The following is a 15,610-nucleotide window of genomic DNA, read 5'->3' as shown; positions in this document are numbered from 1 at the left end:
GGGTGTCGGCGCCGGGCTCAAGAATGGCGCCGACGGTGAGGGTGTAGACGCTGCCTTCGTCCACCGTGGCCGGGCCGCTGACGCTGGCCGCGGGGGCGACGTTATTTACCGTGATGGTCTTCGTCCCGGCATTGGCATGAACGCCTTCCTCGTCGGTCACCAGCACGCTGATCGTCCGGCTGGTGGTGCCGTCGGCATAGGTGTGGCTGTAGCTGCCCAGGCTGGCGACGACTTCGGCGTTGCCGTCGCCCCAGTTGATCGTGTAGCTGAGCGCCGTGTCGCTGCCTGGGTCGGTGATCGATGCCAGCGTCAGCGTGTAGCTGCCGCCTTCATCGACGGTATCTCCGCCGGTCAGTTCAACCACCGGCGCCACGTCGGCAACGCTGATCGTCCTGGTGTTGCTCCAGGTGCCGTCCTCGTCGGTGGCCTGAACGGTGATCGTGCGATCGGCGGTGCCATCCAGATAGGTATGGGTCACGTTGCCGTTTGCCAGCGCCAGTTCGGCTGCGGTCAGCAGGGTGGCCGGCGAGCTGTCGCCCCAGTCGATGCGGTAGCCCGAGATGAGGTCGTTGCCGGGATCCGTGGCGGTGATGGCGAGCGTGTAAACGCTGCCCTCGGCCGTCGTGGCGGCGCCACCCAGACTGAGCGTCGGCGCGACGTTGTTGACCGTTACCTGGAAGCTGTCGCTGGCCTGCTGCGCGCCGTCGTCGTCGAGGGTGACCGAGACGGTGTAGACATTGCCGCCGTCGGCGTAGGTGTGGCCGACATCCAGCGAGCTGGCGCCAAAGCTGCGGCCCGATGAGGTGGCGCCATCACCCCAGTCCACCGTGTAGAGACGGCCTGCCGGATCGGTGTCGGTGGGATCGCTGAAGTTGATAGTCTGGAGGACAAAGCTGCCCTCATTCACCGTGCGGTCGGCGCCCGCATCCACCGTGAGCACTTCGGCCGGTGCGCTGACCGTGATGGCCTTGGTGGCCACGCTGGCATGGGTGCCGTCTTCGTCCACCAGGCTCACGCCGATGGTCTTGGCGCCCGTTGCCGCATAGGCGTGGCTGACCTGCCGGTTGGCCGGCAGGCTGGCCGCGGCAATCGATTGCACACCCGTGCCGTCGCCCCAGTCGATGCGGTATTCGGAAACCGTGTCGGCGCCGGGGTCGAGCACCCCGCCCAGGGTCAGGGTGTAGACTTCGCTCTGCACCACGGTGCCGTCGCCAAACAGGCTCAGGTCCGGCGCGACATTGCCCACCGTCACCTGGAAGCCATCCACCTCGACGCTGTTGGCCTGGCCTTGCTGGTCGCTGGCCGTGACGCTTACGTCGTAGGTGCCGTTATCCGAGAAGTAGTGGCTGATGTTCACCAGATCGGCGCTGCTGTCATAGACGCTGTTCGGCGTGCCATCACCCCAGTCAACCGTTACCCGGTGCGTATCCGGATCCGGATCGCCCAGGCTGATCGCATGGCTGAAGTAGGTGCCTTCGGCCGCCGTGTCGTTCGGCCCGGCCTCCAGGACCGGCGCGTCGTTGACGTTGGAAAGGTTGATGTTGGTGAACACCGGCGTCGGGGCAAAGGCAACGCCGTCGCTGCCCGTCCAGGCAAACTGGTCGAGCCCGAAGTAGTTCGGGTCGCCCTGGTAAGTCAGCTTGTTGGCCTGCAGGTCGGCCAGGCTGATCTCCTGCCCGATGATGACGGCCACGCCGTCGAGCTTCATGGTGCCTTCGGCCGGCAGCGTGGTGATCTTGATCGCGGCGAGGTTTTGCCCTTCCGGATCATGGAAGCCGGAGATGAACAAATCGTCAGTCAGGATGATGGCGCTGTCTTCCTGGCCGCTCACGAACACATCGGTGAGCACCGGCGCGGTGTTGCTGTAGCGCTGCAGGCGAATTTCGTAGGTGTTGTTGCCGCCATCGGGCACACCGTCGCCGTTCTGGTCGCTCGAATAGACGTAGGACGAGTAGGCCACGACGAAGCCGCCGTCGGGCATGCTGGTGATCGCGGGCTGATACTGGACATACGGTGTGTAGGTGTTGACCAGCGTCTGCCCGTCCATCTGCCGCCCGGCTGCGTCGTACTGCTGCAGGAAGACGTCGTAGGTATTGGGGGCCGCGCCATACTGGTCGGTCCAGGTCACCACCCAGCCGCCGTTTTCCAGCGCGGTGACCGCGGGGTCTTCCTGCGTGCTGTTGGTGGTCGTGTTGACCCGGAACTCGGCTCCGACGGTAGCGCCGGATGCGTCGTAGCGCTGGGCATAGACGCCGCCGCTGCTCAGATCCTGGGCCTCGGAACGCCAGACGATCAGGAAGCCGCCATCCTTCAGCGCGGCAATGTCGGGCTGGTACTGGTTGCTGTCGGTGTAGGTATTGACGCGGAACTCGCTGCCCAGTTTGGCGCCGCCGGCTGCGAAGCGTTGCGCATAGACCCCCATGCCGCTGCCGTCCTGCGCGCTGTCGGAACGCCACACGACGACGAAGCTGCCATCGTCCAGCACCGCGACGGTGGGCTCGCTTTGCGTCGTCTGGCTGGCCGTTGGCGTATTGGCCTTGATCTGGCCGGTGCTGGCGCTGCCGTCGGCCGCATAGTGGCGTACATACACGTCGGCATAGCTGCCGGTGCCCGGAACCACATCGTAGTTGTCGTTGAACCAGGTAACGACAAAGCCGCCGCTGGCAAGTGCTGCCACGTCGGGCTGGTATTGCCCGCCCGGAGTGCTTTCATTGACACGGAACTCGCTACCCGCGGGCGCCCCCAGGTTATCGTAGCGCTGCGCAAAGACGCCGGTGCTGCTGCCGTCCTGGGCGTCGGAGCGCCACACCACGACATAGCCGCCATCGGCCAGTCCCACCACCTGCGGCTCGTACTGGTAGTTGGTCGTGGTGGTATTGACCCTGAATTCGACGCCGACCGGGTTGTTGTCCGCGTCGTAGCGCTGGGCATAGACGCCATGGTTGCTGCCGTCGGCGCCGCCCTGGTCCGTCCAGACGACCACATAGCCGCCACCCGCCAGATGCGCCACCGAGGGCTCGCTCTGGTCGCCGGCCACCGTGGTGTTGACGCTCTTTTCCAGCCCCAGGGGCACGGCGCCATCCACCGCGGACGTCACGTTGAGGGTGATGAACTTTGCGTCGCTCGCGCCACCGTCACCGTCGGTCAGGCGCAGCGATACGGTGCGGCTGGCAAACGGGTTGCTGGAGGTGTTCTGGTAGGTGAGGTTCTCGATGACCGACTCGACCGCATCGACGTTGGCGCTGGCGTTGAATTCGATCACCAGCTTGCCGTGGTTGGCGCCGTTGGCGGTGATGGTGCCCACCTGCACGCCGCTGTAGAACACGTTGAGACCCGATACGCGAACCTGCGCCAGCCCATCGCCTTCGCTGAGGATGCCGAGCTGATCCTGGTTCTCCAGGCCCTGCATGCCCAGTTGGTCCTGGCCACCGTAGCCGCTGATGTAATCAACCTCGAGCCTGCCGCCGGCGAAGTTTGCCGAGTCGGCGTCGTAGAGGCCGACGCCCGGATCGATCAGGCGCGGCATCAGGTTGAGTTCGTTCTCGCCAAAGGTGACGCTCTGTGCCACATCCACCAGCACCGGATTGGCCTGGCGCGAAAAATCGGCAGGGTTGCCCAGCACGCGCTGGTAGATGCCATAGCTGTTGCCGCCGCCATCCCCCCTGTCCGTCCAGCTCACGACGAAATTGCCATTGCCGAGGCCCAGCACGGCAGGCTCGATCGCATAGTTGTCGTCAAGCACGTCGATGCGGGTTTCGCCATCCACCGCAACGCCACCCGCGCTGTATTGCTGGGCATAGATTTCGCTGCCGTTGCTCCAGACGATCGCAAAGCCACCGTTGGCCAGGGCCGTCACCGACGACTGCTGTTCGTTGCTGGCCGTGGTGGTATTGACGCGGAACTCGCCACCCAGCGGCGTGCCATCGTTGGCGTAGCGCTGGGCAAACACCCCGTAGGTGCCGCCGCCATCCTGGTAATAGGAAGTCCAGCTGACGACGAAGCCGCCACCGCTCAGCGCGGCAATGCTGGGATCAAGCTGATTGCTGTCGGTATAGGTGTTGACCCGGAACTCGCCGCCCAGCGCCGTGCCATCGGCGGCGAAGCGCTGGCCATAGACGCCGGAGCTGCTGCCATCCTGGCTCTCGGAGCGCCAGGTGACGACGAAGCTGGCATCGGAGAGCACCGTCACCGCGGGCTCGTACTGGGCGCTGTTCACAAAGCCCGCACTGGCATTGGCCCGGGTTTCCGCGCCAAGGGGTGTGCCGCTGTTGTCGAAACGCTGGAAGTAAACGTCGTAGGGGCGGCCGTCCTGGGTGGCATCGGAATACCAGGCCACGATGAAGCCACCACCGGCGACGCTGGCGATCGACGGTTGATACTGGGCGCTGCCCGTATGGGAGTTGATCAGCAGCGCATTGCCCACCTGCAGGCCAGCGGCATCGTAGCGCTGGCCGAATACGCCGTAGCTGCTGCCGTCATGCCCGCCGTCATCCCGCCACACCACCACGAAACCGCCACCGGCCAGGCTGGAAATCGCGGGCTCGGTCTGGTTGTAGGGCGTGTAGTCATTGACCTGGAACTGGTTGCCGACCGCCACGCCTGCGGCGTCGTAGCGCTGGCCATAAATGCCATAGCCCCAGCCATCCTGGATCTCGGAAGTCCACACCGTGACGTAGCCGCCATCCTCCAGTCGGGCCATGGCCGGCTGGCTCTGGTTCGACGGCGTGTAGGTGTTGACGGAATCCTCCTGGTACAGCGGCTGGGCGCCGTCGTATTCGGGCGTGATGTTGATCTGCACCACCTGCGGCGCGCTGGCACCGCCGGCGCCGTCGCTGACCTGGATGCTCACCATCCGGCTGGCAACCGGATTGGACACCACATTCCGGTAGGTGAGGTTCTCGATCACCGCCTCCACCGCACCGGCAGTGGCGCTGGCGTTGAAGGTGACGACGAAGTCATGGCCATTGAGGCCATCGGAGCTGATCGTGCCGATGACGATACCGCCATAGCGCACGTTGCTGCCGGACACATCCACCTGCCCCGCGCCGCTCCCCTGATTGCGGATGCCGAACTGATCCTGCGTCTCCGGGCTGTTCGGCAACTGGGCCTGCTCGATGTTGCCGTAGCCGGAGATCACGCTGACCACCAGCTGGCCACCATTGAAGCTGGCGGAGTCGGCGTCGGAAAGACGCACTGCGCTGTCGATCAGCTGCGGCGTGGCATTGACCAGGTTTTCGGCAAACGTCACGCTCGTCGCCACGTCCACCAGCTCCGGCGCCGCCGAGCGGGTGAGCGAGCCGGGCGCGCCCAGAATCTGACTGAAGATGCCGTAAGTGCTCGGGCCGCCGGCCTCCTGGTTGTAGCCCGCCCAGGTCACCACGAAGTTGCTGCCCGACAGCCCGGCGACATCCGCGTAGTACTGCGTGCTGGCTGTCGTGGTGTTGACCTGCGTCGGGCCGTCTACCTTGTTGCCGCTGGCGTCGAACTGCTGGATGTACACCTCGTAGCCGTTGGCATCCCAGGCCACCACGAAGCCGCCGCTGTCCAGCGCCGTGACGCGGGCAAAGTTGTTGTTGGGCTGCGTGTCGACCGTGCTGATGCGGAACTCGCCATTCACCTTGGCGCCGCTCGCGTCGAAGCGCTGGCCGTAGATGTGGTTGTCGGCCGACCACCAGGTGGCCACGTAGCCGCCGCCCGTGAGCGCCACCACGTCGTGGCCGCTTTGCTGGCCGCTGATCGTGGTGTTCGCCAGTTGCTCGGCCACCGCCTCTGTGCCGTTGGCGTTGAAGACCTTGCTGAAGACGCCGTAGCTGCTGCCGTCGTTGCCGCTGGCGTCGCCATACACCACCACGAACTGCCCGCCGGCGAGCGCCGCCAGACGCGGGTTGTACTGGGTGCCCGAGGTGGTGGTGTTGAGGGTGAATTCCGGTGTCAGTTCGGTGCCGCCGGCATCGAAGCGCCGCGCCAGCACGTCGGTGGTGTAGGCGCCGCCCGTGTAGTCGCTGCGATAGGCGACGACGAAGCTGCCGTCGCTCAGGCCCACCACCGCCGGCTCGTACTGGCTGCCGGTGGTGGTGGTGTTGATCAGCCGCTCGCCGCCAACCCGGGCGCCGTCGGCCCCGTAGATCTGGGCGTAAATGCCGGTTCCGGAGCCATCGCGGCCACTGTCGTCACGCCACACCACCACGAAACCACCGTTGGCCAGGCTGGCCACTTCGGCTTCGTATTGCGCGCCCAGCGTCTGGGTATTGACCTGGAACTCGGCCCCCACCGCACCGCCCCGGTTGTCGTAGCGCTGCCCGTAAATGCCGTAGCTGCTGCCGTCCTGCCCGTTCGAGCGCCACACCACCACGTAGCTGCCGTCATTGACGCCCTGCAGGCCGGTCGTTACCGGAACGTGCTGCTCGTTCGGCTCGTAGGTGTTGACCTGCTGCTCGCCGAAGATCGGGCTGGCACCGTCAATCTGAGGCGTCACGTTGATCTGCACGGTACGGGGAACACTGGCCCCGCCAAGACCATCGCTGACCTGGATGCTCACCAGGCGGGTTGCCGCCGGATTGGTGGAGCTATTGGCGTAGGTGAGGTGCTCGATCAGCGCTTCCACCGCGCCGGCAGTGGCGTTGGCATTGAGGTTCACCGCCAGCGTGCTGCCGTTGGCCCCGCCAGAGACAATCGTGCCGATCGTTGTGCCCTGATAGCTGACATCGCTGCCGGACACGCCGATCTGGCCCGTGCCGGTGCCTGCGTTGCGGATGCCCAGCTGATCCTGGCTGAAGGGGGTATCCACCTGATTCTGGCCGGCGACAACGACGGACACCACCAGCTGGCCACCATTGAAGCTGGCGGAGTCGGCGTCGGAAAGACGCACTGCGCTGTCGATCAGCTGCGGCGTGGCATTGACCAGGTTTTCGGCAAACGTCACGCTCGTCGCCACGTCCACCAGCTCCGGCGCCGCCGAGCGGGTGAGCGAGCCGGGCGCGCCCAGAATCTGACTGAAGATGCCGTAAGTGCTCGGGCCGCCGGCCTCCTGGTTGTAGCCCGCCCAGGTCACCACGAAGTTGCTGCCCGACAGCCCGGCGACATCCGCGTAGTACTGCGTGCTGGCTGTCGTGGTGTTGACCTGCGTCGGGCCGTCTACCTTGTTGCCGCTGGCGTCGAACTGCTGGATGTACACCTCGTAGCCGTTGGCATCCCAGGCCACCACGAAGCCGCCGCTGTCCAGCGCCGTGACGCGGGCAAAGTTGTTGTTGGGCTGCGTGTCGACCGTGCTGATGCGGAACTCGCCATTCACCTTGGCGCCGCTCGCGTCGAAGCGCTGGCCGTAGATGTGGTTGTCGGCCGACCACCAGGTGGCCACGTAGCCGCCGCCCGTGAGCGCCACCACGTCGTGGCCGCTTTGCTGGCCGCTGATCGTGGTGTTCGCCAGTTGCTCGGCCACCGCCTCTGTGCCGTTGGCGTTGAAGACCTTGCTGAAGACGCCGTAGCTGCTGCCGTCGTTGCCGCTGGCGTCGCCATACACCACCACGAACTGCCCGCCGGCGAGCGCCGCCAGACGCGGGTTGTACTGGGTGCCCGAGGTGGTGGTGTTGAGGGTGAATTCCGGTGTCAGTTCGGTGCCGCCGGCATCGAAGCGCCGCGCCAGCACGTCGGTGGTGTAGGCGCCGCCCGTGTAGTCGCTGCGATAGGCGACGACGAAGCTGCCGTCGCTCAGGCCCACCACCGCCGGCTCGTACTGGCTGCCGGTGGTGGTGGTGTTGATCAGCCGCTCGCCGCCAACCCGGGCGCCGTCGGCCCCGTAGATCTGGGCGTAAATGCCGGTTCCGGAGCCATCGCGGCCACTGTCGTCACGCCACACCACCACGAAACCACCGTTGGCCAGGCTGGCCACTTCGGCTTCGTATTGCGCGCCCAGCGTCTGGGTATTGACCTGGAACTCGGCCCCCACCGCACCGCCCCGGTTGTCGTAGCGCTGCCCGTAAATGCCGTAGCTGCTGCCGTCCTGCCCGTTCGAGCGCCACACCACCACGTAGCTGCCGTCATTGACGCCCTGCAGGCCGGTCGTTACCGGAACGTGCTGCTCGTTCGGCTCGTAGGTGTTGACCTGCTGCTCACCGAAGATCGGGCTGGCACCGTCAATCTGAGGCGTCACGTTGATCTGCATGTCGCGGACGGTGCTCGCGGTGCCGCTGCTGTCGGTCAGCGCAAAGCGGATGCTGCGGCTGGCGTTGGGGCCGTCGGAGGTGTTGCCGTAAGTGAGGTTTTCGATGACCCGCTCGATGCCCTGGTCGGTGGCGCTGGCGTTCCAGGTGATCTGCAGGTTGTTGCCGTTTACGCCGTTCAGCGTGCCGCTGAGGGTGCCGATCTGGGTGCCCTGGAAGCTCACCGCGGTGCCGGAGACGCCCACCTCGTTGGCGCCGCTGCCCTGGTTGCGGATGCCGAGCTGGTCGTCCACGCGGCTGGTGCTGCTGAGGTAGGAGACCGTCAGCGTGCCGGTGTTGAAGTTGCCGGCGCCGTTGTAATTGACCTGCGCCGCATTGTCGAGCAAGAAGCCGCCGGCTTGGGCCTGGGCTTCGGTGAGGGTGACGCTGGTTTCGATGTCGTCCACGGCCACCGCGGTGGGCGTGATCGTGGGCTGAATCTGGATCTCCACGTTTGCCGCGTTGCTGGTGCCGCCGTCGCCGTCGGTGAGGCGGAAGCTCACGTAGCGGTCGGTGGTGCCGGCGGGGGGCGCGGTGTTCTGGTAGGTGATGTTCTGGGCCAGGCCGCGTATTGCCAGCGGGGTGGCGTTGGCGTTGAGGGTGACGGTGAGCAGGCTGTTGCCGGCGCCGCCTCCGGTGAAGCTGCCGATCACGGTGCCGGCGAAGCTGATGTCGCTGCCTGCGACGCCGATCTGGAGGGTGCCAGTGCCCTGGTTTCGGATGCCCAGGGCTTCGGTGGCCGTGGCTCCGTTGAGCAGGGTGACGGTGAAGCTGCCGCCGTCGAAGTCGGCGGAATCTGCGTCCTGCACGCCCACGTCGCCGTCGATCAGCTGCGGCGTGCCGGCGTAGAACGACGAGGCCGCGTCGCTCACCAGAATGCGCTGCGCGCGGAAGTCGTCCAGCACCGGGTTGGCTGACGCACGGGGGAGTTCGGCCGCTGCTCCGAACAGCTGCTGATAGACCCCGGAGTTGCTGCCGTCCTGCGTCTCGGAGCGCCAGGTCACGACAAAATTGTCACTGCCCAGATGAGCAATCGCCGGCTCCTGCTGACTGCTGCCGGTAAAGGTATTGACTTTGCGCTGCCCGTCGACGGCGACGCCGTTGAGATCGTATTCGCGGATGTAAACGTCGGCGGTGGAGCCGCTGCCGCTGAGGTCGTAGTTGTCGTTGTAGAAGGTGACAACGAAACCTCCGTTGTCGAGCCCGACGACATCAGGCTGGTACTGGCTGCCGGACGTCGTCTCGTTGACCCGGAACTGATCGCCCAGGGGGTTGCCGGCGGCATCGAAGCGCTGCCCGAAAACCGCGTTGGCGGAGCCGTCCTGGCCGCCGTCGTCGCGCCAGACGATGACGAAGCCGCCACCGGCGAGGGTGGCGATCTTCGCCTCGTACTGGCTGCTGATCGTGATGGTGTTCGCCCGGGTTTCTGCGCCCAGCGCGACACCGGCGGCGTCGTAGCGCTGGAAGTACACCCCTGCGCCACTGCCGTCCTGCGCGTCGGAGCGCCAGCTCACAACGAAGCTGCCGTCGGCGTGGGCCGCCACGTCGCTTTCGTATTGCGAGTTCGCCGTGGTGGTATTGACGCGGAACATCCCGCCGTTGGTCGTGCCGTCGTTGTTGAAGCGCTGCGCATACACGCCGTCGCCGCTGCCATCGCCGCCGTTGGCCAGCGATGCGCTCGAATCCCAGGTAACGACGAAACCACCGCTCTCGAATGCGGCAATCGCCGGCGCCTCCTGGTTGCTGCTGGTCGACGTTGCGTTGATCAGGAACTGCCCGCCCAGCGCATTGCCGGCGGCATCAAAACGCTGGCCGTAAACACCGTAGCCGCTGCCGTCCGGGTTGCCGTTCTGGTCGGTCCAGGCAAGGACGAAACTGCCGTCGGACAGACCGGCGACTTTCACGTCACGCTGGTTGCCCGCGGTGGTGCTGTTCACCCGGAACTCGGGGCCCACCGCCTCGCCATTTTCAAGGAAGCGCTGCGCGTAGATCCCGTCGGCGCCTGCCGCACCATCCTGGCTGCGCGAAATCCAGGTGGTGACGTAACCACCGCCGGCAAGCCCGGCCACCGCGGGTGCGTACTGGTAATCGTAGGTGTAGGTGTTCACCTGCTCTTCGCCGTACACCGCAGGCGTGCCGTCCGCGTCGCCGGTGACCACGATGGTCAGCATGCTGGGCGCACTGCTGCCACCGTCGCCGTCGGACACCCGCAGGCCCAGCGTGCGGCTGACGTTCGGGCTGGAATCGGCGTTGCGGTAGCCCAGGTGCTGGATCAGCGCCTCGACGGCCTCCACGCTGGCCGCGTCGCTGGTGAAGTCGATGCGCAGGTTGGCGCCGTTGCTGCCGCCGCTCACCGTGCCGATCACCGCGCCGCCGTAGCTCACCGTGCTGCCCGAGACGCCGATCTGACCGGCCCCGCTGCCCTGGCTGACCACGCCCAGCTGGTCTTCGGCGCTGCCGTTCTGGACGTAGTACAGGTCCAGCCGACCGCCGTTGAAGTTGCCCGAGTCCGGGTCGGACAGCCCCACTGCGGCGTCGATCACCTGCAGCCCGGCATTGACCGCGTTTTCGGCGAAGGTGACGGTGCCGGTGAAGTCGCCCAGTTGCGGGCTCGCCGAGCGCGCCAGCTCGGTGCTGTCGCCGTAGAGCTGCTGGAAGATGCCGTAGGTGTTGGCCGTGCCGGCCTCGGCGTTGTAGCCCGCCCACACCACGGCGTAGTTGCCGTTGCCCAGGTCGGCCACGGCGGATTCCCACTGGGTGCTGACGGTGGTTGCGTTGACCTTGCGCTGGCCGTCGACCGGGTTGCCGCCGGCGTCGTATTCACGCAGGTAGACGTCGCCCGTCGAGCCGGTGCCGTCGATGTCGTAGTTGTCGTTGTAGAAGGTGACGACGAAGCCGCCGCTGGACAGGGCGGTGACGTCGGGAATGTACTGGCTGCCGGCGAGGGTTTCGTTGACCTGGAATTCGCCCCCCAGCTTGTTGCCGGCGGCGTCGAAGCGCTGGCCGGTCACGGCCCAGGTGCTCGGGCTGTCCTGGTTGTAGGAGGGCCACACCACGACGAAGTCGCCGTTGCTCAGCACGGCTACGTTGGGGGCGTAGTTGCCGTCGTTGGAGTAGCCCTGGTAGCTGCTGGTGGTGGTGTTCACCAGGAAGCTGCTGCCGAAGCTGCCGGTGCCGGCGTTGTAGGTGCGCCCGTAGACGCCGTAGCTGTCGCCGTCGTTGCCGCCCGCGTCGGTCCAGACGATGACCAGGTTGCCGTTGGCGTAGGCCGCCACGTCGGGCAGGTATTGGGCGCCGCTCTGGGCGGTGCCGCCGCCGGGGACGGTGCTGACCAGGGTTTCGGCGCCTTGCTTCACCCCGGCGTTGCTGTAGCGCTGCAGGTAGATGTCGTTGCTGGTGGACCAGACCGCCGCGAAGCCGTCTGTGTAGGCCGCCAGGCTGTCGTTGTACTGGTCACCGCTGGTGGTGGTGTTGATCCGGAACTGATCGCCCTCGGCAAGGTTGTTGGCGTCGTAGCGCTGCCCGAACACGCCCCAGCCGCTGCCGTCGTTGGCGTTGTCCTGCCACGCGATGACGTAGCCGCCGTTCGACAGGCCGGCTATCTGCGGCCAGCTCTGGTCGCTGCCGGTGAGGGTGTTGACCCGTTGCTCGGGGCCCAGGGCTTCGCCATTGTTGGCAAAGCGCTGCGCGTAAACGCCCCAGCCGCTGCCGTCCTGGTTGTCGGATTGCCACGCCACCACGTAGCTGCCGTCGCCAAGCGTGGCCACCGACGGCCATTGCTGCTGGCCCGGCGTGTAGGTGTTCACCTGCTCTTCGCCGTACACCGCAGGCGTGCCGTCCGCGTCGCCGGTGACCACGATGGTCAGCATGCTGGGCGCACTGCTGCCACCGTCGCCGTCGGACACCCGCAGGCCCAGCGTGCGGCTGACGTTCGGGCTGGAATCGGCGTTGCGGTAGCCCAGGTGCTGGATCAGCGCCTCGACGGCCTCCACGCTGGCCGCGTCGCTGGTGAAGTCGATGCGCAGGTTGGCGCCGTTGCTGCCGCCGCTCACCGTGCCGATCACCGCGCCGCCGTAGCTCACCGTGCTGCCCGAGACGCCGATCTGACCGGCCCCGCTGCCCTGGCTGACCACGCCCAGCTGGTCTTCGGCGCTGCCGTTCTGGACGTAGTACAGGTCCAGCCGACCGCCGTTGAAGTTGCCCGAGTCCGGGTCGGACAGCCCCACTGCGGCGTCGATCACCTGCAGCCCGGCATTGACCGCGTTTTCGGCGAAGGTGACGGTGCCGGTGAAGTCGCCCAGTTGCGGGCTCGCCGAGCGCGCCAGCTCGGTGCTGTCGCCGTAGAGCTGCTGGAAGATGCCGTAGGTGTTGGCCGTGCCGGCCTCGGCGTTGTAGCCCGCCCACACCACGGCGTAGTTGCCGTTGCCCAGGTCGGCCACGGCGGATTCCCACTGGGTGCTGACGGTGGTTGCGTTGACCTTGCGCTGGCCGTCGACCGGGTTGCCGCCGGCGTCGTATTCACGCAGGTAGACGTCGCCCGTCGAGCCGGTGCCGTCGATGTCGTAGTTGTCGTTGTAGAAGGTGACGACGAAGCCGCCGCTGGACAGGGCGGTGACGTCGGGAATGTACTGGCTGCCGGCGAGGGTTTCGTTGACCTGGAATTCGCCCCCCAGCTTGTTGCCGGCGGCGTCGAAGCGCTGGCCGGTCACGGCCCAGGTGCTCGGGCTGTCCTGGTTGTAGGAGGGCCACACCACGACGAAGTCGCCGTTGCTCAGCACGGCTACGTTGGGGGCGTAGTTGCCGTCGTTGGAGTAGCCCTGGTAGCTGCTGGTGGTGGTGTTCACCAGGAAGCTGCTGCCGAAGCTGCCGGTGCCGGCGTTGTAGGTGCGCCCGTAGACGCCGTAGCTGTCGCCGTCGTTGCCGCCCGCGTCGGTCCAGACGATGACCAGGTTGCCGTTGGCGTAGGCCGCCACGTCGGGCAGGTATTGGGCGCCGCTCTGGGCGGTGCCGCCGCCGGGGACGGTGCTGACCAGGGTTTCGGCGCCTTGCTTCACCCCGGCGTTGCTGTAGCGCTGCAGGTAGATGTCGTTGCTGGTGGACCAGACCGCCGCGAAGCCGTCTGTGTAGGCCGCCAGGCTGTCGTTGTACTGGTCACCGCTGGTGGTGGTGTTGATCCGGAACTGATCGCCCTCGGCAAGGTTGTTGGCGTCGTAGCGCTGCCCGAACACGCCCCAGCCGCTGCCGTCGTTGGCGTTGTCCTGCCACGCGATGACGTAGCCGCCGTTCGACAGGCCGGCTATCTGCGGCCAGCTCTGGTCGCTGCCGGTGAGGGTGTTGACCCGTTGCTCGGGGCCCAGGGCTTCGCCATTGTTGGCAAAGCGCTGCGCGTAAACGCCCCAGCCGCTGCCGTCCTGGTTGTCGGATTGCCACGCCACCACGTAGCTGCCGTCGCCAAGCGTGGCCACCGACGGCCATTGCTGCTGGCCCGGCGTGTAGGTGTTCACCTGTTCTTCACCGTGCACCGCAGGCGTGCCGTCGAGTTCCTTGGTGAGGTTGATCGTCATCAGCCCACCCATTGCCGATGCGCCGCCGCCATCTTCGACGCGCACACCGATCTGACGCGTTGGCGCCGGGCTGTTGTCGGAGCTGCCGTACGTGATGCGCTGGATCAAGGCTTCAACCGCATCGGGCGTTGCCGCGGCATTGAGACTGACGCTGAGATTGCTGCCATTGCTGCCGCCGACCAGGCTGCCGAACACCGTGCCGCCAAAGCTCACGCTGCTGCCCGACACGCTGATCTGCCCCGCCGCCATGCCTTCGGAGCTGATCGCCAACTGGTCGCCGGCACTGGCGCCGCTCACGTAGAACACCGTGACGAGGCCACCCGCCATGCTTGGAGAATCCAGATCGGTGAAGCTGACGACCGGGTCGAGCAACTGCGGGCTGGCATTGACGAGGTTCTCGCCAAAGCTGACGGAGCCGCCAAAATCGCCGAGGGTGGGCGCTTCGGAGCGGGCCAGCTCGGTGGCGGTGCCCATGAGCTGCTGATAGATGCCCGAATTGGAACCGTCCTGGGCATCCGAGCGCCATGCAATAACGTAGTTGTCGCTTCCGATGTGGGCAATCGTCGGCTCGTACTGGCTGGTCGAGCCATTGGGAGTATTCACCTTGACCTGGCCGGTGAGCGGCGTACCGTCGGCAGCGAATTCGCGCACGTACACGTCGGCGTAGGATCCCGTTCCGCTCACGTCGGAGTTGTCGTTGTACCAGGTGACCGCAAAGCCGCCGTTGGCCAGCGCGCTGATGTCGGGCTGGTACTGGCCGCCCAGCGTCGAAACGTTGACCCGGAACTCCCCGCCGGCCGGACTGCCGTCGGCTTGATAACGCTGGGCATAGACGCCGGCGTTGGAGCCATCCTGATCTTCGGATCTCCACACGACGACAAAGCCGCCACCTTCGAGCGCGGCCACCTGCTCTTCGTACTGCGCGCTGGCCGTTGTGGTGTTGACCCGGAACTCGCTGCCGGTCGCGAGGCCTGCGGCACTGAAGCGCTGTGCGTAAATGCCGTAGCTGTCGCCGTCCTGGAGGTAGGAGCGCCACACGACGACAAAACTGCCATCGCCGAAAGTTGCCACATGGGGCTCGGTCTGCTCGTTGCTTGTTGTGCTGTTGACCTTGAACTCGGCGCCCACCGCGGTTCCGGCCGCGTCGTAGCGCTGGGCATAGATTCCATAGGTGCTGCCGTCCTGGCCGTAGGAAGCCCAGGTTGCGATGAAGCCGCCGGTCGAAAAGGCGGCCAGATCAGGCACGTCCTGGTTGCTTGCGGTGTAGGTATTGAGGCGGAACTGCCCGCCCTGGGCGATGCCGGCCGCGTCATAGCGCTGGGCATACACGCCGGATTCGCTGCCGTCGCCATTGGGGTCGCTCCAGGCGATCACGAAGCCGCCGTCGGCAAGACCGGTGATGGCCGGGTCGACCTGGCTTCCGGCGGTTTGGGTATTGACCTGGAACTCGGCACCGACCGCGCTCCCGGAGGCGTTGTAACGCTGGGCGTAAATTCCGTCGACAGCGCCATCCTGTCCTCTGGAGATCCAGGTCAGGACATAACCACCTCCGACGAGCCCGGCAGCCTGCGGGCTGTACTGGTAGTCAGTCGTGTAGTAATTAACGCGCTCTTCACCGTAAACCGCAGCCATTTTTGTCCCCTTACCGTTTTGTGGCCGCAGGCGACGGCCCGCAAGCCTTATTCAGGGAGGCTTCAGCAACTTCCATACCTGTGAAAAAATGTTATTAAAAACAAAGCTCGAGTAAATTACGCCACGCAAACTGTAAAAAAACCTGACGGATCGGCCCGCCCGAACGCCACAGAGCAGGACGCGACCTTCCCGCAACAGCCCCAAAAAACAGGAGCC

At 66.1% G+C, this 15,610-nt stretch carries 1 protein-coding gene; it reads right to left on the bottom strand.

From position 1 onward, the window contains the following. The coding region (locus tag Q1W26_RS04305; RefSeq protein ID WP_300436323.1) for a PKD domain-containing protein at positions 1-15,394 on the bottom strand (15,394 nt) is incomplete at its 3' end. Positions 15,395-15,610: the final 216 nt, after the last annotated feature.

The sequence above is a fragment of the Zoogloea sp. genome (genome assembly GCF_030157465.1).
Lineage (GTDB): Bacteria > Pseudomonadota > Gammaproteobacteria > Burkholderiales > Rhodocyclaceae > Zoogloea.
This window is presented reverse-complemented; position numbering and strand designations above follow the sequence as displayed.